The organism is Homoserinibacter gongjuensis (assembly GCF_030161875.1).
GTDB classification, from domain to species: domain Bacteria; phylum Actinomycetota; class Actinomycetes; order Actinomycetales; family Microbacteriaceae; genus Homoserinibacter; species Homoserinibacter gongjuensis.
This window is the reverse complement of the sequence record NZ_BSVA01000001.1, coordinates 2,952,362-2,972,404: the sequence shown is the minus strand read 5'-3', so window position 1 is coordinate 2,972,404 and position 20,043 is coordinate 2,952,362. Positions and strand designations below refer to the sequence as shown.

Here is a 20,043-nt window from a genome sequence, read left to right as displayed (position 1 = left end):
GGAGCCGTGCCGGATCCTCGGATGCGGCACAAGCCACGGGCTGTGGCGCAGCTTGGTAGCGCACTTGACTGGGGGTCAAGGGGTCGCAGGTTCAAATCCTGTCAGCCCGACGTAACGTAACGAAGAAGAGGGTCGCCGAAGGCGGCCCTCTTCTTCGTTGTCTCGAGCCGGTAGAACTGCACCTGCGAGCAGGTGGGCCCCCGCTGGCGAGGGCGCCGTCGGCGCTAAGCGGCGTACCGGCCGGCACCGACACGCAACTCCAGATCACGCTCGCCTACGCATCGACCGTCGATCCGACGCGGCCGACCGAGTACACGAGTGCCTCTCTCGAACTCGTTCTGCGCCCGCATCACCGGATTCACACCTTCACCCCACCGAAGGGACTACCTGACAGAAGCAAGCTCTGGACATCGGAGGCGATACCGCACGTGTGCTTATCGCGCAGGGATGGACGCCGAGCCAGGAGCCGGGCAGCAAGACGCTCGGCGCCGCGAAGCGAGGCGCCCCGGAAGCGCAACTGCGTGACAGTGGAAAGTGGGAGACCGTTCGCCACTACCGAGTGACCTTGGTCAAGTCCCTGGGGGTGGTGTAACGGCTGGTCCTTCGGTTAGGCGCTGAGCGCGATGATGGTGTCGGTGGTCGCCTCGCTTTCGTTGTTGGGGAGTGCGCGCATGCGGGAGCGTGTGAGGACGTCGAGTCCGAGGTAGCGGCGGCCTTCTGCCCATTCGTCGGTTTGCTCGGCGAGGACGCCGCCGACGAGGCGGATGATCGCGTCGCGGTTGGGGAAGATGCCGACGGAGTCGGTGCGGCGGCGGATCTCGCGGTCGAGCCGCTCGTTGGGGTTGTTGGACCAGATCTGCGCCCAGACGTCTCTCGGGAAGTCGGTGAACGCGAGGATGTCGGTCCTGGCGGTCTCGAGGTGCTCGGCGACCGCGGGCAGCCGGTCGGTGACGTAGTCCAGGGTGCGGTCGAACTGGGCGTGGACGTCGGCGGCGGTGGGCTGGTCATAGACGGAGTGCAGCATCGCTTTGACCGCGGGCCACATGCTCTTCGGTGTCACGGACATGAGGTTCGCGGCATAGTGGGTGCGGCAGCGTTGCCAGGTGGTGCCGGGGAGGTTTGCGGTGATCGCGTCCTTCAACCCTGCGTGTGCGTCGCTGGTGACGAGTTGGACGCCGGTGAGGCCGCGGGCGACGAGGTCGGCGAAGAACGCGTTCCAGGCCGGGCCGGTCTCGCTCGTGGCGACCGTGAGGCCGAGGACCTCGCGGCGGCCGTCGCCGTTGACGCCGGTGGCGATCAGCACCACCGTGCTGACCACCCGGCCGCCTTCGCGGACCTTCATCGTGAGGGCGTCGGCGGCGACGAACGTGAACGGGCCAGCTTCCGCGAGCGACCGGTGCCGGAACTGGGCGATGTGCTCGTCGAGCTCGGTCGCCATCCGCGACACCTGCGACTTCGACAGCGCATGGATGCCGAGGGTCTTGACGAGCTTGTCCATCCGGCGGGTGGAGACGCCGGCGAGGTAGCAGTCGGCGATCACCGTGATCAACGCCGCCTCGGACCGCTTCCGCCGCTCGAGCAGCCACTCCGGGAAGTAGGTGCCCGAGCGCAGCTTCGGGATCGCGACATCGATCGTGCCGGCGCGGGTGTCCAGCTCGCGGTGGCGGTAGCCGTTGCGATGCGTCGTGCGGGCAGGGGACGGCTGACCCCACTCAGCGCCGACCACCGCATCCGCGTCGGCGGACAGCAGGGCGTTGATCATCGTCTGCAGCAGATGCCGCATCAAATCCGGAGACGCGTCGGCGAGCACTTCACCGAGCACGGTCGCGGGGTCGACAATATGGGGAGCGGTCATCGTGATGACACCTTTCGAGTGAGAAGTAGAGAGCTTTCTCGAAGGATCACACGGTGACCGCGTCTACGTCGGCAACGACCTCGACGACCACCGTGCAGTTACACCACTATGCGGGACTCCACTCGGCTTCGCGCTTGGTACCTGATCCAGAACCCATCAGCAACCGACGCGGCGCGCACGGGTCGCCGTCGAATCGTTGCGCTGGATCCTTCTGATCCCAGCGCCATTCGCGCACGAGCGACAGCCGCGATACGGCTCCGGCGACCCCGCCGAGTCACGCGAGCTGCGGACCCTCTCGTGGCTGAGAAAGGGCTACGCCGACGGAAAGCTGCCCGCCGACATCGTTGCGTACTGCAACGCCGCCGCTGGCCACCAACGGCAGTGACCGCTCTGCGACACCGGCCCGACATCAGCACCACTCAGACAGCAGCCCCTTCTCTTGGAAAGTCCGCGAGCACCGACCGGTGGCTTCGACGTCGGACACGACGCAGCGTCGAGAGATTCTGTCAGCTGCGCTGCGGATCTAGTCACAGTTGCCGCCTTCGGATGGTCTTCATTGGTGGAGGTGAAACTCAAATGTCAGTTGCATCGAGATCGACTTCCCAGGACCGGTTGCCGACTGTGCATCGAGCGTGGTCGGTCGCATGGGAATGGCTCGCTCGCCCGATTCACTCTCGTGCGGTGCGAGAACTCTGGCTCGCCGCAGAGAGTGGCGACGAGCACCGGCTCTCAGAGATCCTGGATCCCAAAGTCGCTGTCGTCGTGGAGTCGCAGGACGTGCGCGCGTCCGGCGCGAGGGTCACGTACGGCGTGAAGGACGCGACAACTTTGCTTGTACACGGGATGGGCAAACGTGCGGGTCTCAAGATCACTCCACGGTCGGTCAACAGTCAGGCGGGTCTCCTTCTCACCCGCGACGGCGAAGCCGCCGCACTGATCACCGTGGATTTCAACGGGCCACTGGTGAGCGTGGTGTGGATTCGCCTCCATCCCGAGATACTGCGCCACGGGAACGGGGTGTGAGCGGTTCCCGCCCGTCGCTACTCGAGCGAGATCCAGTCGATGTTGGCGATGCCCGCACCACCGGTCGCGACGATGAACACGTCGTGCATGCCGGTCGTCGACGTGATGGGCAGCGTCTGAGTCAGGAAGCGGGTCCACGACCCGGTGGAGGCTGCCGTCATCGTCCCGATTGTGGTGCCCGAGGCGCTGTCGAGTCGCACCGCGAACGTCTGACCGGCGTAGGCGGGGTCGACGGCGAGAGCCACCGCGAGCGAGGTGCGGCCGATGCCGAAGTCGAGCGAGCGGAAGGTGAGGCTGTCGCCCCCGTCGAACGATCCGACGAACGCGCCGGTGGCGCCGGATGCGGTGGTCGTGCCGGAACTCGCATCCGCGCGTTCCGCATCCACCTTCGCGGGCGTGCGGGTGAAGGCGATCGTGTCGACGTCGCCGACGCCTGGTCCGCTCCCGAGGGCAATCAGGTACACGTCGTGGGTGCCGCTGGTCGGCACGATCGGCGTGTACTGGGTGGTGAAGCGGTTGAAGCTGCCCGTCGAGTCGACGGTGGCCGTGCCGATGACGGGGCCGGTGGCCGAGTCGATGCGGATCTGGAACCGCTGGCCGGCGTAGTTCACCTCAGTGGCGAGGGTGGCCTCGAACATGGTGCGGCCGTTGCCGAACTGCACGCCCGCGTACCGCACCCAGTCGCCTCCATCGAAACTGCCGAACACGGTGCCGGTGCCCGCCGAGCGGGTGGTGACCCCCGAGGAGGAGGCGTACGACTCCGCCTGGATCGTGCTGCCGACGCTGCGCGCACCGGCGACCCATTTCGGGGCTCCGTACTGGTACGCGCCGATGGTCGGCGTCGCATCGGTGGAGCCATCCGTCCACGGGCTGAGCACGGCCGCGGCGTTGCGTGCGGGCGAGCCCGACCCGACAGTGAAGTCGAGGGCAGCGGCGTTGGTGAACTGCGGGTTCGTCGTGTTGGGCAGGTTGTTGCTCACGGTCACCCCGGATGCGGTGTCGACGGTGCCGATGTTGTTCTTGATCTCGGAGGTCGAGTACGTGCCGCCGAACAGGCTCACCGCTTTCGAATCGGTTCCACTCGTGTTGCCGTAGATCTTGTTGCCCGAGCTGGTGCCGCCGTTCGGGTTGATCAGCACGACGCCGTAGGTGGTGCGGTTCCAGGCGACGTTGTCGGCGACGGTCGCGTTGTAGGTCTCGAGGTCGAGGTAGACACCGGGAGCGGGCCCTCGGCGGCGACGCCAGGTGCGGCGTCATGGAGCGCGTTGTGGTCGATGACCGTTCCGGCCATGTTGACGCGGCAGCAGACGTAGATGGCGCCGACGTCGTTCACGAGCTTGCCGTAGTCGCCGAAGTCGTTGTAGCGGATGAGGTGGTTGGCCGAGGTGGTGCCGGCGACCTTGTTGTCGATGTTGAGGTTGCTGCGTCCGCTGCCCCACGCCGTGTTGTGGCTGATGAGGTGGCCGTCGCCGAGCAGGTTGATGCTGGCGGCGTAGCTGCCCATGTAGTTGGCGTTGGTGATGCGGTTATTGGTGACGGTGTTCCCCGAGCCGGCGACCATCACGCCGTTGCCGGCGCTCCAGTCGATGGTGCTGTTGCGCAGGGTGTTCGCCGACCCGCGCAGTTGGATGCCGCTCGTGGTCTCACCCGCGGTGAGCACATCGCACGCGTCCGGGCCTGTGACCTTGTTCGGGTCGATGGTGAGGTCGCTGTAGGCGGACACGTAGCGGGCGGTGAGGCCGTCGAGCACGAGGTGGTGCGAGGTCGACGAGGTGGTGATGGTGGCGGCTTTCAGGCCCAGGCCGAGCACTGTCGTGTACGAGCGCCCCGAGAGGTCGAAGGCGATGTCGCGCTTCTTAAGCTCGACAACGTGGCCCGAGGGGCTGGCCCCGTCGGGCATCCACGCGTAGAGGTAGCCATCGGCTGCGCGGTAGTGCCATTCGCCGGCCCTGCCGAGCAGGGCGAGCTTGTTCGAAAGCGAGTAGCGGTTGGTCTGGTTGGGGCTGAGGCCCACGCAGGCGGGGAGGCTGCTCGCGGTGACGGTGCCGACGCTCGAGCTGGTGACCGTGCCGGTTTCGCTGACGAACCAGTTGTGCGACGTGAGTCGGGCCCCCACCCACCAGCCGGCCGGCTGCGTGAGCGCGGAGTCGGAGAGCGAGGTGGTGGTGCCCGACTGAGCCGACGCGAGCACAGGCTCTGCCGGGTTGTTTCCGGCGTGGGGCCAGGCAGCCTCGGGCTGCATCGCATCGTCGACGAACACCTGCAGACCGGGCAGCCCGGCGGTGGGGGAGACGGATGCGCGGTAGACGCGTCCGGCCCCCACGGCGATTGCGAACTCAGAGCCGACGAGTGTCGAGTCGGCGGTCTGGAGGGTGGCGAGCTGCCCCGCCGTCACCGCCGACCATCCGGTGACGACGTCGCTGCCGTCGATGACGACACGGGCGCCGGGCGCCGCGACGTAGGTGATCCGGTTGGTGGCGGTGCCGTTCGCGGTGGGCGCGACCTTCTCGCGGTAGGTGCCGGCAGCGATCTGGCAGGTGTCGCCGGCGATCATCACGGTGGCGCATTTCTGCACGTTGCGGAACGCGGCTCCGGTGCTGGTCCCCGCGTTGGTGTCGGAGCCGCTGGTGCTCACGTAGTAGGTGGCGCCGCCCGTCGCGTAGGCGGGGGTCTGGGGGAGCAGGGTGCACAGCAAGGCGGCGGCGACAGCCACGGCGACGACTCGGATGCGGCGAGCGGTGAAGATCATCATTGACCCAATCACTAATCGATTATCGAAAACAATGACCACACGCTACGGCCCGACCGCGGTCGCGTCAACGGGCAACGAACTCCCACACCGAATCCAGAGCGGATGCCGACTCGGGCGCGGGGTCGACGAGGGTGTCGATGAGTGCGTCCCATTCGGGGTCGACCGGCGGCAGCCGCATCATCCGCTCCACCATCGTCTCTCGGCCGTCGCGGGTCTCGATCGCGTGGAACAGGGTCTCGCCGTCGATCCAGATGCGCCAGCTCACGAGCCCACACTCTTCGAGGGCGGCGGCGAGCGGCTCGGGGATGCTGGCGTGGACGCGCCTGTAGTCGTCGGCCGCGCCCGGCCTCAGCCGGGTGCGGAACCCCTCGATGACCGTGCCCACGAAAGCTCCCAATCGACTATCGCTAGTGTTGCTCGCAGCATATACAGGCGAAGGGGCGACGATGGCCGAGTCAATCAGCAGGGGCTGCTCTCGGATCAGGTGTACGACCTGATCCTCGCGTCGATCCTCGATGGGAGCAGGGCGCCTGGTTCGCGGGTGGTCGAGTCGGAGATCGCCCGGCAGCTGGGCATCAGTCAGGCGCCGGTGCGCGAGGCGGTGAAGCGGCTCGTGCATGCCGGGCTCGTCGTGTCGGTTGCGCGGCACGGCAGCTACGTCACCGAGATCTCGCCCGAGGAGTTCGCGATCGCGCGCGAGATGCGGGCAACCCTCGAGGCGAAGGGCGCCCACCTCGCGGCCGGCAAGGTCGGGTCGGCGGAGATCGCGATGCTGCGCTCGATCACCACCCGCATGCAGCAGGCGGTCGACGCCGACGACTGGGCGACCTTCCGGACGCTCGACGTGGAGTTCCACCGCTCGGTGATCGCGTCGACCGGACTGGCGGTGCTCGCACGCATGTGGGACACGCTCGAGCCGGTGCTCGTCAGCCAGCGGGCGATCGGCGACCCCGCCTATCTAGGGGACCGCCGACGCGTGGTCGCGTGGCACATCGAGCTGGTCGATGCCCTGCTCGCGGGAGACCCGGATGCGGCGGCGGCGATGTTCGCCGAGCATGCGTCCGGTGGCCTCGACAGCGACGACGCGCGCTGAACTTGCCGTCTCGGCGTCGGCGCGTTAGTGTTCCAATCGCCTATCGATAGGCGATTGTCCAGATCAAGGAGGATTCATGCGACACAGCACCCGAGGCGCAGCCGCCGTCCTCGCCAGCACCGCCCTCACGGCCGGCCTGCTGACGGGATGCGCGGCGGATGGGGGCGGGTCGGAGACGACCGAGCTCCGCATCCTCGCCAACATCACCCCCGTTCTCACGAAGGAGTACTACGAGGAGCTCGTTCAGCCCTGGCTCGACGAGCACGAGAACGTCACCATCACGATCGAGGTGCCGAGCGCCGAGAACGTGCAGGCGACCCTGCAGCAGGAGCTCGCATCCGGCGACGTGCCCGACGTCGTCGCCAGCAACCTCGACCCCGTCGTGGCCCCCAGTTGCTCGCCTTCCCCGAAGAAGACTGGGTGCTCGACACCCCGCTCGCCGAGCAGAACCGCGTCGACGGCAAGATCTGGCAGGTCGCCACGGGCGCCCAGATCCAGTCGCTCGTCTTCTACAACAAGGACGCCTACGCCGCCGCGGGCATCGACGAGCTGCCGACCAGCCTCGACGACTTCACCGCCGACCTGCAGAAGCTGAAGGATGCCGGCTACCTGCCGCTGCAGACCGCCGGCGAGTGGGTGACGGGCGCGCAGTTCGCGATGCTCGCCAACCCCGAACTGCTCGCCGACGGCGACTTCTACGCCGAGCGCACGGCAGGGGACGCGACCTTCGCCGACAGCGCCTACGCCGACTACCTCGAGGCCTACTCGGGCTGGATCGCCGATGGCCTCGTCGACCCGGCCGCCCTGGGATTCAAGTACCAGGACTCGATCGACGGCTTCACCTCCGGTGCTGCCGCCAGCTACATCATCGGTAACTGGATCGTGCCGACACTCGACGAGGCGGCGACCGACTTCGAGGTGGGCGTCTTCGCGACCCCGTCGCTCGACGGTTCGCCCACCGGCCAGCTGAGCGGGCCGGCGCAGCCGTACTCGATCATGCAGGGCTCGAAGCACCACGAGCTCGCGCTCGACCTGGTCGAGTACCTCGTGTCCGACCCGGAGGCGATCGCCACCTCTCTCGCATCCGAGGGCAACTTCCGTCAGGGCGTCTCGTACGAGGGCAGCGCGCTCAACACGGAGGTCGCGGCGATCCTCGACGCGTCGCCGGGTCTCGTGCTCGGCACGTCCGGCCCCGGCATCCCCGGCGGCTTCGGCGACGAGGTCAACAAGCAGGTGCAGGCGCTGTACGTCGGAACGAGCCCCGCGGACGCCGCGGCTGCGCTCGACTCGTGGTGGGATCTGAATGCCGCGCAGTAACGCACCGGTCGGAGTCGGCGGGGTGGCTTCGGCCGCCCCGCCGGCCCCGGCCACCTCATCCCGGCGGCGTCGCGCCGCGCGCACCGACCTCATGACCGACGCGGTCATGATCGGGCCCGCCTTCGCCCTCGTCGTGGCGTTCGTGCTGATCCCCATCGGCATCGCCGTGTACCTCAGCTTCACCGACTGGGACGGCTTCACCATCCCGCCCGACTGGATCGGCGCGCGCAACTACACGCGCCTGTTCCAGGACCCGGATGTGCTGCGGGCTGCAGCGTTCACCGCTGTGATCGCGGTGGTCGGTACGATCGCCTGCAACGCGCTCGGGCTCGGCATTGCGGTGCTGCTGAACCGCAACACGCGGGTCAACACGGTCATGCGTGTGCTCGTCTTCTCTCCCTACGTGATCGGCCCGATCATCCTCGGGTTCCTCTGGTCGTCGATCCTCGGCAGCAACGGCGCCATCAACTCGGTGCTCACCAACCTGGGTGCCGAGCGTCTGCCCTTCCTCGCCGACCCGACGTGGGCGATGGTCACCACCCTCCTCGTCATCATCTGGGCGAGCTTCGGCGTCAACGTCGTGCTCTACCTGGCGGGTCTGCAGACCCTCGACGACTCGCTCATCGAGGCGGCCGTCATCGACGGCGCCAGCCCCTGGCAGACGTTCTGGCGCGTGAAGCTGCCGGTGCTCGCCCCGACCGTCACCCTCAACGTGGTGCTCGCCGCGATCGGCCTGCTGCGCGTCTACGAAATCGTGCTGGCGCTCACCGCGGGCGGGCCCGCGGGGACGACCCAAACGGTCGTGTTCAACATCCTGACCACCTCGTTCAGCCGCTCGCAGCTCGGCTACGGGGCTGCGCAGTCGGTCGTTCTGATGGTCGTCATCATCACGGTCACCGTCGTGCTCACCCAGTTGCGTCGCCGCAGCGAACTGGCGGTGTCGGCATGATCGCGCGCCGCACGCTGCGAACCGCCGCCTTCGTGCTGATCGGCGTCGCGATGCTCGCGCCGCTGTACCTGCTGGTCACCAACGCCTTCAAAACCCAGCAGGACATCGTGGGCTCGCCGTTCGGCTGGCCCGACGACGGCTTCACGCTCGACAACCTGTGGCGCGCCGCCACCTCCACCGACTTCAACGTGGTGGGGGCCTACGGCACCACGGCGCTGCTCGTCATCGTCGTCAATGTGCTGTCGGTGCTGGTCGCCGGCCCCGCCTCGTACGCGATCGCGCGGGGTGTGCGCCGCGGGCACCGCATCGTGCTGCTCGTGATGCTGGCGGGCCTGTTCATCCCCAGCCAGACGATCGTGATCCCCGTCATCTACGTGCTGAAGACCCTCGGGTTGATGGGCACCCTGCCCGGGCTCGTGCTCTTCCAGACGGCCCTCACCATCCCAACGACGCTGTTCCTGTTCACCGCCTTCGTGCAGAGCATTCCGCGCGAACTCGACGAGGCGGCCCGCATCGACGGCGCCTCGCGCCTCGGCACCTTCTGGCGGGTGATCTTCCCGCTCATGCGGCCGGCGGTCGCCACCGCGGTGGTGCTGAACGCGGTGGGCGTGTGGTCGGACTTTGTCAACCCGCGCATCATCCTGGGCCCCGGCTCCGGCATCTACACGGTGACGACGGGCGTCTACTCGGCGATCAGCAAGTACTCGACCGACTTCACGATCGTGTACTCGAACATGCTGCTCGCGGTCGCGCCCGTGATCATCTTCTACGTGCTGCTGCAGAAGCGCATCATCGGCGGCCTCACCTCGGGGGCGGTCAAGGGATGACCCGCCTGCGCGCATCCGAGCCGCTGCGGGAGCTTCCCCGATGGGCGGTGCTGGAGCGTACGCTGTTCGACCTGCTCGAGGAGGGGTGGCGCGAGTTCGAGCGGCGCTTCTGCGAGCTGGATGGCAGGCTGCGCTACGGCGGCCGGATGCACGGGCGGGACGGTGTCGACGACTTCTACGAACCGTTCTTCAACTGGCCGGCGCTCTACCGGCTGGGCGGCTCCGACGAGCTGCTCGCCGCAGCGAAGCACCACTGGGAGGGCGTCACCCTCCAGCTCACCGAGTTCGGGTTCGTCGCCGACGAGTACGAGGTCGGCTACGACTGGTTCCATCAGGCGGAGTCGCTCGGCCTGCTGCTGGGCATCTGCGCGGCGGACCCGGCGGATGCGGTGTTCCGCGACCGGGCTCGGCGCTTCGCGGGCTACTACCTGCCGGGTTCGCCGACCGGTAACTACGACGCCGCGACCCGCACGATCGTGGCCCCCACACCGGATCGCAGGGACCCCGCTGGGGTGTCGGCGAGGACTGGGACCGATACTCAGCCGAGCAGCCGGGCATGGAGCCCTACGGGTTGCCGTTGCACGATGTCGACGGCATCAGAAGCTGGGATGACCTCCGCGTCCCCGGGGCCGCCTCAGCGATGGGTGCCGCGATGCAGACCCGGATGGGGCGTGGAGACACCGTGGTGAACCTGGCCGCGACGACGCTCGCGGTGAACGCCTGGCTGTACGACCACGAGCCGGCGTTCGCCGAGTGGGCGCTCGAGTACATCGACGCGTGGCGCGAGCGTGCGGCCGCGAACAGGGGAGCACTGCCCGACAACGTGGGCCCCACGGGTGCCGTCGGCGAACTTCACGGCGGCGCGTGGTGGGGTGGCCACTACGGCTGGACGTGGCCGCACGGGCTGCACTCGATCGGCGCCGCGGCGACTGTCGCGTCGCTCAACGCGGTGGTACTCACCGGCGAGCTCGACCGGCTCGATCTGGCCCGGGATCCGCTCGACACCGTGCTCGGCCATGCCGAGGTGTCGGATCGCATCGCGGAACGCGGCAACCTCGGCCCCGGATGGGCCGAGAAGCTCGGCGCGACCCCCGACACCCGCGAGCTGCTGGTGCCGTACCGTCACGGCCCCGACGGCTGGTTCGACTTCCACCCCGTGCCGCTGTCGCCCCTGCTCTGGCTCGGATGGGTGTCGGATGCCGAGACCGATCGCGATCGCGTCGCCCGCGTGCACGCGGCGTCCGAATCGGACTGGAGCGCCGTGCGGTGGTTCCGCGACAAGGAGGAGCAGGGGCATGAGGCGCCCTGGCATGAGTACCTCGAAGGCCGCAACATCGACTACCCCGAGCGCGCGCTCGAGATGGCGATCGGCCAGGTGCTGCGGCAGCGAGCCCTCATCGCCGAGGCGCCCGATGCACCCGAGGACGGCGACATCCACTTCTGGCAGCGCCTCAACCCGGTGGTTACCGAGGTGCTCACGCAACTCGTAACCGGCGCGCCACCGGCCGTCTACTACGGCGGCCTGACCTTCGCCCGGCTCGCCGTCGGCGACGCCGACCGGTCGCGCCCCGGCCTGCCGCCGGGCGTCGCGATGCTCGTCAGTGGAATCCGGGGAGACGACGTCACCGCGGAACTCGTCAACACCGGCGACACCGAACGTGTCGTCGTGCTGACGGCCGGTGCCTTCGGCGAGGACACGATCGACGAGGTCACCTACAGCGGCGCGGCACCCGGATACCCCGGCGACCCGCACAGCTACGCCATCCCGCCCACGGTTCCGTCCTCGAGCACGCATCGGATCGGTTCATCCCGCCTCGAGGTCGTACTGCCGCCTCGAACGCGCATCGCCCTCCAACTCACCATCACCCGCCGCGCGAACGTCGCGGCCCACCAGACCTATATCCCCACGAAACAGGAGAAAGCATGAACACCGTCCTCGAATCCCCGTCGGCCGTGTGGCCGCTGCCCGTGCGCGGCGGCAGCTTCGACCGCGCCGACGCCGACATCCTGCAGCGGATGGAGGCGGTGAGCGCCGCGACCGCGTGCGCCAAGCTGCAGGGGATGGGGATCAGCCGCTCGTACGTGGAGGGCCCCGTCGCACTCGAACGGGGAAGCCGCGTCGTCGGCTCCGCGCTCACGCTGCAGTTCATGCCGCAGCGGGAAGACGTGGCCACCGGTCTCGGCCAGGAGTACGTCGAACGGCATACGGCGCTGTGGGCCGTGCTCGAGACGGTGCAGGAGGGCGACGTTCTCGTCGTCCAGGCGAACGGCAGCCCCTTCACCGGGTGCTTCGGAGACATGCTGGTGCGCTACTTCAAGCGTCGCGGAGGCGCGGGCATCGTCGTCGACGGCCGCATCCGCGACGCCGCGCGGGTGCGCGAACTCGGGGTGCCGATCTGGTGCACCGGCACGACGCCCCACTACGCATCGCAGACCGACCAGTTCCCGTGGGCGTACGACGTGCCGGTCGCCGCGGGAGGCGTGCTGTGCCTCCCCGGGGATGTGGTGGTGGCCGACGACGACGGCGCCGTGATCGTGCCCGCGGGCAAGGCGCTCGAGTTGGTGCAGTCGGCCGAGGATCACGAGAACTGGGAGGAGTTCAGCCGGATGCGCCTCGACCAGGGCGCGCGACTCTCGGACTACTACCCGCTCAGCCCCGACAGCCGCGCCGAGTACGAGGCGTGGCGCGACGCCGGTCGCCTACCGCTCGCCTGACCATGCTCGTCGACGCGCACACGCACGTCTGGGGCCACGAACTGCTCGACGCGCCCTGGCTGCGGGCAGATGCCGCCGCCGGCATCCGGCGACCGTTCGGCATCCAGCAGCTCGAGCACGAACTCGACCTGGCAGGTGTCGACAGGGCGGTTCTCGTCGCGGCCGAGGAGACGGCCGCGGGAGACCGCCGCCTGCTCGAAGTGGCTTCGCGGTCGGAACGGATCGGTGCGGTGGTGGGGAGTGTGGACCCGTTCGCCCCCGGAGCGCAGGAGAGAGTCGCCCTGCTGCGTAACGCACCGGGCGGCGAACTGCTGCGCGGCGTGCGCGTCTCGGCGGTCGGTGCCGACGCCGAGGGGTGGGCGAGTCGCGACGTGACGACCGCGTTCGCCGCGCTGCGCGATCTCGGCCTCGTGGTCGAGGTGCTCGCCGACGAGGGGGCGCTGCCGGCGCTCGCCGCGGTCGGCCGCGCCGTTCCGGGGTTGACGGTCGTCGTCGACCACTTGGGCGGCCCCACCCCGGGCGGGCTCCGGGATTGCTGGCGCACCGGTATCCGCGAGCTGGCGGCGGTCGACGGGGCGCACCTGAAGGTGTCGGGGGATGCCGTCTTCGCGGCCGATCTCCCCGAAATGCTGGCCACCGTCGGCGACGCCTTCGGCCCGTCACGTCTCATGGCCGGATCCGACTGGCCCGTCTCGACCCTGCACGGCGGTGGGGCGTGGCGGCGGCTGGTCGAGGCGACGTCGCCCGGGAGCCGCGACGAGCGCGCGCTCCTGCTCGGGGGCACCGCCGCACGCGTGTACGGGATCGCCGCATGATGGGCACCGATCTCGGCCTGGGTACCGCCCAACTCGGCGACCTCTTCGAACCGCTCGACCAGCACACTGCGACGGCGATAGTCGACGCCGCCTGGGCGTGCGACATCCGCCTCTTCGACACGGCGCCCCACTACGGTCTGGGGCTCGCCGAGGAGCGCCTCGGTACGGCGCTGCGCCACCGACCCCGCGAGCAGTACCGGCTCAGCACGAAAGTCGGGCGCCTCATCGTCGACATCGACGGCGGCAGAACCCGCACCTGGGATTTCTCGGCCGACGGCGTGCGCACCTCTCTCATGAGCTCGCTCCGGCGGCTCGGCCTCGACAGTGTCGACACGGCACTCGTGCACGACCCGGAGGGGCACCTCGACGAGGCGCTGACCGCCGCCTACCCCGAACTCGAGCGGATGCGTTCCGCGGGCATCGTCGACGCGATCGGGGTCGGCAGCAGACATCTGCCGAGCCTCGTGCGATTCGTGCGCGAGACCGACGTCGATGTGGTGATGGTGGCAGGCAGGCTGACCATGCTCGACCATTCCGCCCTCGATGAACTGGTGCCGTTGTGCGAACACCGCGGCGTGCAGATCCTGAACGTCGGCGTCTTCAACAGCGGGATCTTGGCCACACCGCACCCCGCCGCCGGGGGTCGCTTCGACTACACGGTCGCGCCGGATGCGGTCGTCGAGCGGGCGGGCGAACTCGCTCAGCTGAGCGCACGCTTCGGCTACACCCTGCCGCAGGCGGCGATCGCGTTCGCGCGGCACCCGGCCCCCGTCGCCTCTGTCGTTCTGGGTGCCGAGTCGGCCGATCAGGTGCGGGCCAATGTGCGCGCCGCAGAAGCTCAGGGGGATGCCGAGGGACTGTGGAACGCGGTACTCGAAACAGAAGGAGAACACGGATGAGACTGGGACGACTGGGGGAGCGGGGCACGGAGATCCCCGTGCTGCACGCCGGAGGCACGGTCTTCGACCTGCGCAGCATCACCGACGACCTCGACGGGGCGTTCTTCGCCCGCGGGGGTACCGCCCTCGTCCGCGAGGCCCATGGGGTCGGAGCCCTGGCAGAGCTTCCGGATGCGATGAGCCTCCGGGTGGGCGCCCCGATCGCACGACCCGGGAAGGTCGTCTGCATCGGCCTCAACTACCGCGACCACGCGGCCGAGACGGGGGCCGACCTCCCCGCGGAACCCATCGTGTTCCTGAAGGATCCGATGACCCTCGTGGGTGCCTACGACGAGGTGCGCATCCCGCGGGGTTCGACGAAGACCGACTGGGAGGTCGAGCTGGGGGTCGTGATCGGGTCGGAGGTGCGGTACGCCGCCTCCCCTGAGGAGGCGATCCGCCACGTTGCCGGATACGCGGTGTCGCACGACGTGTCGGAGCGGGAGTTCCAGCTCGAGCGCGGCGGTCAGTGGGGCAAGGGCAAGAGCTGCGAGACCTTCAACCCTTTCGGGCCGACGCTCGTTACCGTCGACGAGATCGAGGATCCGCAGGCTCTCGCCCTGCGGCTCGTCGTGAACGGGGTGGTCCGCCAGGAGGGGACGACCGCCGACATGATCTTCCCGGTGGCGCACCTCGTCTGGTATCTGAGCCAGTTCATGGTGCTCTACCCGGGCGACGTGATCAACACGGGAACCCCGGCCGGGGTCGCTCTCGGCATTCCCGACACGCCCGGATTGGCACCGAGACCCGCGCGAGCCTCACCGAGGCGCAGATTGAGCGACTCGCACTCGCCTACTCGCCGCCGGATGAACCCGCCGAGGAGCCTCCGGCACCCCTAGCCGCGCCGTCACCGCCGAGCGCGAGGCGCAGCTCCAGGCCGCACGGGACGCGCACAACGAGCAGGCTGCCGAAGACTTCGCCGACCTCATCGCCGACTGGGACGCGCTGCCGACCGGCCGGCAATTGCGGGGCGCCCTGCTCAGCGCCCTGCGCCGCGTCGACCCAGACAGTGCCTGGGCGCTCGACCTCCACGACGCGAGACTCGTCCACGACCGCGACACCGTCGCTGCCGAGGTCGCCGGCGATGAGGCCCTCGACGCGATCATCGATCTGCCCGAACTCGCCGAGGTGCGCTGGCTCGACCTGCTACCCGCGGGGGTCGGCCTCGACAGGGCGCGCAGTGGCGCCGCGATCGCTGCGACCGTCGCCTGGGCCCTGGAGGAGCCGGAGGCCGACGGACTCCTGGACGATGCCGTCACTATCGTCATGGCCATTCGCGCCGCCTGCCCGTCGCCGCTGACCGGTGAGGCTACCCCCGCCGAGGTCGCCGCCGCCGTCGAGCCGACCGAGGCGAAGACCTTCACCGAGGCCGCCCTCGGAGCCAGGATCGCCCTGGTCGACGCCCTCGACGGTCTTCCTGCCGTCGACGCCGCCGCTCACTGGGCGGGACTCGTCCAGTGGGCACTTGCGACCGCGACCCCTGAAGCCGCACTTCAACCTGCGATCGAATTGATCGACTCCGCTGCGGATAGCCGCGTTGACCTGCTCGCCGCCCGCCTGGGCGTCGAGCGCAACGAGCGCAACCTCACCGCCCCGGAGGTGCGTGCCATGATCCGGCTCCAGCTGCGGCAGGTCGCCCGCGGCATCGCCATCGACCACCTTGCCTGGGTCGACGTTGCCGAAACGATCCCGACGACCGCGCTTGATTCAATTGCGCCGGAGTGGTTGCGCACCGGACCCGCCGCCGACGAAGTGGAGGCGGCCGCCGACGTCATCGCGCTCTCGATCATCACGAATGCGGACTGGTCTGCCTGGTCGAAGCTGGTCACCCCGGCCGATCGGGCCGTCGCCTGGAGGCTGTCCTCCAACACTGGCCTTCCGGCCACTACCCTCACTCTGATCATCGCCGACGGTCCCTCCGCCGATCTCTATGATCAGGTGGCCAAGCAGCTCACCGTTGGCGCCTCTATCGGCGCCCGGCGCGCGGGCCTCACCGACTTCGGGACGCTGCCGACCACCCCTGATAAGGCCCGTGTCGCGATGGAAGCGCTCGCGACACTCCAGGGGAAAGCCCGTGGCGTCGACGGACCCCTTGCGCACGAGATCCTCGCTACGGTGGCCAGCGTGCTCACCAGCGTGCAGAAGACCCGAGCAAAGACCGCGCTGGCGATGTGGCCGAATGTCAGGATCTCCGGCACCGTTCGCTCGTCCCTCGAGACGGCCGGCATCCTGGAGTCGCGAAACCCTCTGAAGCGATTGATTGGCCGCGGGCGCAAGAAGAAGTAGAGTCCAGGTCCCAGTTGATGCTGGCGAAGTGCCAGGTTGTCAGTGTGAATGCTGCAAGTGTGCTCCGGTTGAGTCCTCACCTACTCATCACATTGACCCCGAAACATCCCGAATCGACCCGCTGGACGCGGAACCGGACGGCTGTACGACTCCCCAGTAAACATAAGGGATCCGGCGGTTTCCGCGGTCATTCAGTACCAAAGTGACGATCCCATCCAAGGGGTCGCAAGTTCAAATCCTGTCAGCCCGCCGGAACGAAGAAGAGGGTCGCCGAAGGCGGCCCTCTTTTTCGTTGTCTCCAGCGGTGAGAACTGATCTGCGAGCTGGTAGGCCCGCCATCGAGGGGCTCCGCGGCGTAGCGGCGTTCGGAGGCGCGATTAGTGAGGAGCTCGGCTTTCATTTCCAGAACTGATGCGCTCGAGGTGTTAACCAGAAGCTCAAGCAGGCGAGTCGTCGTACTCCAGGAGCGGACCGTGATCTGCTGGAAGATCGGTAATCCCATGAACTTCGTGATCCGCGTCTTCCGCGCGTGCGCGGCATCCCGCGAGAAGTAGACGGCATCCGGTCCCGGGGTGATCGTGTCGACGCCCGTCCGCAGTTCGGGCACCTGATCCATCACCTCGCGAACGGACAACGGCTGCTTGAGGAAGAACACATCACTGCGCAACTCTGATGAGCCGTGCCGCGGCGGAGCGGAGGCAATGGTCTCCGCCAGATCCTCCCGTGACCTCACGATGGCGGGAACGACGAATCCAACGCGTGACGAGAGGTGATCGTCGAGCGTCGTCTCCAACTTCGCGCGTTCCGTGCGGTCAGTCTCGAAGAGCACATTTCCGCTCTGCAGATGGGTGCGCACGTTCTGGTACCCGAGTTCGCGGAAGAGCTCCACGAGCTCAGGCATGCGGACAGCATTTCGGCCGCCGACGTTGATGCCACGCAAGAGCGCGACGTGTGCCGTTGTCACGCACAGCAGCATACGGAGCCTGGCCCGCCCCACCACATGGTTCTCGTGCACCCGCACCGCGCTCGGCAACGGCGCGGCCGCCGGGTCATCCGCCTCGACCGCTCGTGACACCCGGCGTCCGTGGCCCTTGTCGAGTCGCGCGCAATGCGGGCGCCTCAGTTCGTCACGTGGGCCTCGAGCGCGATCGCCGTCAGGTCCGCGAGCGAGTGCACCTTGACGCGTGCGCGGCCCTGCTCCTCGCCGAGGGCGCGCTCGTGCTCGTCGACACGCAGCCATCCGCTCCAGTCGATGCCCGGGCGGCCGATCTCCTCGAGCAGTGCAGGCAGGGGGTCGCTGCCGACGCGGCGGACGCGGCCCGGGGCCAGGTCGTCGAGCAACTGGGTGACGGTCTGCTGCGCGTCCATCTTGGTCGAGCCGATCAGGCCGGTGGGACCGCGCTTGATCCAGCCGCTCACGTAGAGGCCGGGCACGGGGGCGCCGTCGTTGCCGATCACGCGGCCCGTGTCGTGCGGGATCGTGCGCCGCGCCGCATCGAACGGCACGCCGGGGATCGGGCGCGAGGCGTATCCGATGGCCCGGTACAGCTGGCCGAGCGGATGTCGACGCAGCTCGCCTGTGCCCTCCACCGCGCCGTTCACCAGGTGGCGGGTGCGCTCGAGCGTCAGTGCCTCCACCCGGCCGTCACCCTCGACGCTCACGGGGGCCTGCATGAAGTGCAGGTGGATGCGACGCGAGGCCGTGAAGGTCGAGGGATCGCGCCCCGCCCACTCCTGGATGGTGCGCACCACGATGCTCCGCTGGTGGGAGCTGCGTACGAGCGCCTCCGAGGAACGCGCGAGCACCACATCCGCGGGGTCCACCACGATATCCACGTCGGACAGCTCGCCCAGGTCGCGCAACTCGAGTGGCGTGAACTGGGCCTCGGCGGGACCGCGGCGCGCGAACACGTGCACGTCGGTGATCCGACTGGCCGCAAGCGCCTCGGCGACGTGATCGGGGATCTCGGTCGCGGTCAGCTCGCGCGGATGCTTCGCCAGCATCCGTGCGACATCCAGGGCCACATTCCCCGCCCCGATCACGCCGACGTGCTCAGCGTCGAGCGGCCACGCGGTGGGGGCCTCGGGGTGCGCGTTGTACCAGGAGACGAACTCGGCCGCGCCGAAGGACCTGGGCAGCTCGATTCCGGGGAGGGCGAGCGGCGCGTCCCGGTCAGCGCCGGTCGCGAAGATCACGGCGTCGTAGGCTGCGCGCAACCGCGACACGCTCACATCCGTTCCCACCTCGATGCCGGCCACGAGCCGCACATCCCGCCGATCGAGCACCTCGTGCAGGGTGTCGACCACGCCCTTGATGCGGGGGTGGTCGGGTGCCACCCCGTAGCGCACGAGGCCGAACGGCACCGGCAGCCGCTCGAAGATGTCGACCTGGGTGTCGGGCGCATCGTGGCGGAGCAGCTGGGCGGTGAAGATTCCCGCGGGACCGGCGCCCACCACGGCGACTCTCAGGGGAGCGAGGTCGTGGGTCATGGCGTCCTTTCGCGAGGAACACCTTCACGGTAGAACCTCAACTGCACTTCAGGTCAAAGCGTGATCGCGATGCGCGCTCACGCGTCGGAGTAGTCCTCCAAGCGGCGGGCGCCCGCCCCGGTGGAGGCAAGCGCGTCGCCCGGGTTGAGCACGGGGCAGGCCTTCATCGAGAGGCATCCGCACCCGATGCAGCCGGTCAACTCGTGCTCGAGTCGCTCGAGTCGATGCCGGCGCTCCTCGAGCTGCTTCTTCCACGCTCGGGAGGCGCGCTGCCAGTCCTCATGGCTCGGCGTGCGATCCAGCGGCACCGTGTCGAATACATCCTGCACGCTCTCGAGCGAGACGCCGAGGTTGCGCGCGACCGAGATGAGCGACACCCGGCGCAGCATGTGGCGCGCGAAACGACGCTGGTTGCCCTCGGTGCGCACCGAGACGATGAGGCCGAGGCTCTCGTAGTAGCGCAGCGCGGAGACGGCCACGCCCGTGCGTCGACTCATCTCGCCGATCGAGAGCAGGTCGTCCGGGTCGGGCTCAACGGGCGACATGTCGCCTCCTCTCGGCTTGACCTCAAGTTCACTTTAGATATTAGCGTGAGGTTGACCGCATCGACAGTGGTCGAGAGGGAGTGGTCGACGTGACCTACGTGATCGCTCTGCCCTGTGTGGATGTCAAAGACCGGGCCTGCGTGGACGAGTGCCCCGTCGATTGCATCTACGAGGGCGAGCGGATGCTGTACATCCACCCGGACGAGTGCGTGGACTGCGGTGCGTGCGAACCGGTGTGCCCGGTCGAGGCGATCTACTACGAAGACGACGTGCCCGACGAGTGGCGCGACTACACGGTGGCCAACGCCGAGTTCTTCGCAGAGATCGGCTCGCCCGGTGGCGCGGCGAAGGTCGGCGTCTACGACTTCGATCACTCGCTGGTGGCCGCGCTGCCGCCCCAGACGCACCCGCTCGTCTGACGGCGCGCAACAGGGCGCG

At 68.6% G+C, this 20,043-nt stretch carries 18 protein-coding genes, 1 tRNA gene and 1 pseudogene; 13 read left to right on the top strand and 7 right to left on the bottom strand.

Annotated elements, in window-relative coordinates; translation table 11 throughout:
* The first annotated feature begins 36 nt into the window (after nucleotides 1-36).
* A tRNA-Pro gene (locus QQK29_RS15910) sits at nucleotides 37-110 on the top strand.
* A 497-nt stretch (nucleotides 111-607) separates the two neighbouring features.
* On the opposite strand, the gene QQK29_RS15905 is transcribed toward QQK29_RS15910, so the two are convergent.
* Nucleotides 608-1,855 (bottom strand): IS256 family transposase, encoded by a 1,248-nt coding sequence (locus tag QQK29_RS15905; RefSeq protein WP_284301616.1) that lies wholly within the window; start codon nucleotides 1,853-1,855, stop codon nucleotides 608-610.
* Between the two features lie 681 nt (nucleotides 1,856-2,536).
* Between QQK29_RS15905 and QQK29_RS15900 the strand changes: the two genes are divergently transcribed.
* On the top strand, nucleotides 2,537-2,878 hold the full coding sequence (locus QQK29_RS15900; RefSeq protein WP_284301615.1) for a hypothetical protein: 342 nt from the start codon (nucleotides 2,537-2,539) through the stop codon (nucleotides 2,876-2,878).
* Between the two features lie 17 nt (nucleotides 2,879-2,895).
* Here QQK29_RS15900 and QQK29_RS15895 read toward each other — a convergent pair whose 3' ends face one another.
* The 3 genes from QQK29_RS15895 to QQK29_RS15885 all read right to left on the bottom strand — a co-directional run bounded on the left by QQK29_RS15895 (nucleotide 2,896) and on the right by QQK29_RS15885 (nucleotide 6,015).
* Complete coding sequence (locus QQK29_RS15895) at nucleotides 2,896-4,017, bottom strand: carbohydrate-binding protein (protein ID WP_284301613.1); 1,122 nt, start codon at nucleotides 4,015-4,017, stop codon at nucleotides 2,896-2,898.
* The gene (locus QQK29_RS15890; RefSeq protein WP_284301612.1) at nucleotides 4,011-5,630 is read right to left on the bottom strand and encodes a right-handed parallel beta-helix repeat-containing protein; all 1,620 of its coding nucleotides are present in this window, start codon (nucleotides 5,628-5,630) and stop codon (nucleotides 4,011-4,013) included. The genes QQK29_RS15895 and QQK29_RS15890 overlap by 7 nt, the downstream gene beginning before the upstream one ends.
* A gap of 64 nt (nucleotides 5,631-5,694) precedes the next feature.
* Nucleotides 5,695-6,015, bottom strand: coding sequence for an L-rhamnose mutarotase (locus QQK29_RS15885; RefSeq protein ID WP_284301611.1), 321 nt, complete (start codon nucleotides 6,013-6,015; stop codon nucleotides 5,695-5,697).
* A 99-nt stretch (nucleotides 6,016-6,114) separates the two neighbouring features.
* On the opposite strand from QQK29_RS15885, the gene QQK29_RS15880 reads away from it, so the two are divergent.
* From QQK29_RS15880 to QQK29_RS15825, 10 genes and pseudogenes are all read left to right on the top strand, one after another.
* Nucleotides 6,115-6,723 carry a GntR family transcriptional regulator gene (locus QQK29_RS15880; protein WP_284301610.1) on the top strand — a complete coding sequence of 203 codons (609 nt, stop codon included), beginning with the start codon at nucleotides 6,115-6,117 and terminating at the stop codon, nucleotides 6,721-6,723.
* A gap of 420 nt (nucleotides 6,724-7,143) precedes the next feature.
* Nucleotides 7,144-8,040, top strand: coding sequence for an ABC transporter substrate-binding protein (locus QQK29_RS15870; RefSeq protein WP_348533892.1), 897 nt, complete (start codon nucleotides 7,144-7,146; stop codon nucleotides 8,038-8,040).
* Nucleotides 8,041-8,062: 22 nt separating this feature from the next.
* Nucleotides 8,063-8,989, top strand: coding sequence for a carbohydrate ABC transporter permease (locus QQK29_RS15865; protein WP_284301608.1), 927 nt, complete (start codon nucleotides 8,063-8,065; stop codon nucleotides 8,987-8,989).
* Nucleotides 8,986-9,816, top strand: coding sequence for a carbohydrate ABC transporter permease (locus tag QQK29_RS15860; RefSeq protein WP_284301607.1), 831 nt, complete (start codon nucleotides 8,986-8,988; stop codon nucleotides 9,814-9,816). The genes QQK29_RS15865 and QQK29_RS15860 overlap by 4 nt, the downstream gene beginning before the upstream one ends.
* Nucleotides 9,813-11,743 (top strand): annotated as a pseudogene (locus QQK29_RS15850) (DUF8034 domain-containing protein). Before QQK29_RS15860 ends, QQK29_RS15850 begins: the two are co-directional and overlap by 4 nt.
* A complete protein-coding gene (locus QQK29_RS15845) occupies nucleotides 11,740-12,531 on the top strand; it encodes an RraA family protein (RefSeq protein WP_284301603.1) in 792 nt (263 codons plus the stop codon). The pseudogene QQK29_RS15850 and the gene QQK29_RS15845 overlap by 4 nt, the downstream one beginning before the upstream one ends.
* Nucleotides 12,532-12,533: 2 nt before the next feature.
* Complete coding sequence (locus QQK29_RS15840; RefSeq protein ID WP_284301602.1) at nucleotides 12,534-13,346, top strand: amidohydrolase family protein; 813 nt, start codon at nucleotides 12,534-12,536, stop codon at nucleotides 13,344-13,346.
* On the top strand, nucleotides 13,343-14,245 hold the full coding sequence (locus tag QQK29_RS15835) for an aldo/keto reductase (RefSeq protein ID WP_284301600.1): 903 nt from the start codon (nucleotides 13,343-13,345) through the stop codon (nucleotides 14,243-14,245). The genes QQK29_RS15840 and QQK29_RS15835 overlap by 4 nt, the downstream gene beginning before the upstream one ends.
* A complete protein-coding gene (locus tag QQK29_RS15830) occupies nucleotides 14,242-15,123 on the top strand; it encodes a fumarylacetoacetate hydrolase family protein (protein ID WP_284301598.1) in 882 nt (293 codons plus the stop codon). The genes QQK29_RS15835 and QQK29_RS15830 overlap by 4 nt, the downstream gene beginning before the upstream one ends.
* 124 nt (nucleotides 15,124-15,247) lie before the next feature.
* The gene (locus QQK29_RS15825; protein WP_284301597.1) at nucleotides 15,248-16,570 is read left to right on the top strand and encodes a hypothetical protein; all 1,323 of its coding nucleotides are present in this window, start codon (nucleotides 15,248-15,250) and stop codon (nucleotides 16,568-16,570) included.
* Between the two features lie 241 nt (nucleotides 16,571-16,811).
* Here QQK29_RS15825 and QQK29_RS15820 read toward each other — a convergent pair whose 3' ends face one another.
* From QQK29_RS15820 to soxR, 3 genes are all read right to left on the bottom strand, one after another.
* Nucleotides 16,812-17,645, bottom strand: a complete 834-nt coding sequence (locus tag QQK29_RS15820) for a DUF1697 domain-containing protein (RefSeq protein WP_284301596.1) — start codon at nucleotides 17,643-17,645, stop codon at nucleotides 16,812-16,814.
* 44 nt (nucleotides 17,646-17,689) lie between these two features.
* Nucleotides 17,690-19,060 (bottom strand): FAD-dependent oxidoreductase, encoded by a 1,371-nt coding sequence (locus QQK29_RS15815; protein WP_284301595.1) that lies wholly within the window; start codon nucleotides 19,058-19,060, stop codon nucleotides 17,690-17,692.
* 77 nt (nucleotides 19,061-19,137) lie between these two features.
* Nucleotides 19,138-19,605 carry a redox-sensitive transcriptional activator SoxR gene (gene soxR / locus QQK29_RS15810; RefSeq protein ID WP_284301594.1) on the bottom strand — a complete coding sequence of 156 codons (468 nt, stop codon included), beginning with the start codon at nucleotides 19,603-19,605 and terminating at the stop codon, nucleotides 19,138-19,140.
* An 89-nt stretch (nucleotides 19,606-19,694) separates the two neighbouring features.
* On the opposite strand from soxR, the gene fdxA reads away from it, so the two are divergent.
* Nucleotides 19,695-20,024 carry a ferredoxin gene (fdxA, locus tag QQK29_RS15805; RefSeq protein WP_284301593.1) on the top strand — a complete coding sequence of 110 codons (330 nt, stop codon included), beginning with the start codon at nucleotides 19,695-19,697 and terminating at the stop codon, nucleotides 20,022-20,024.
* Nucleotides 20,025-20,043: the final 19 nt, after the last annotated feature.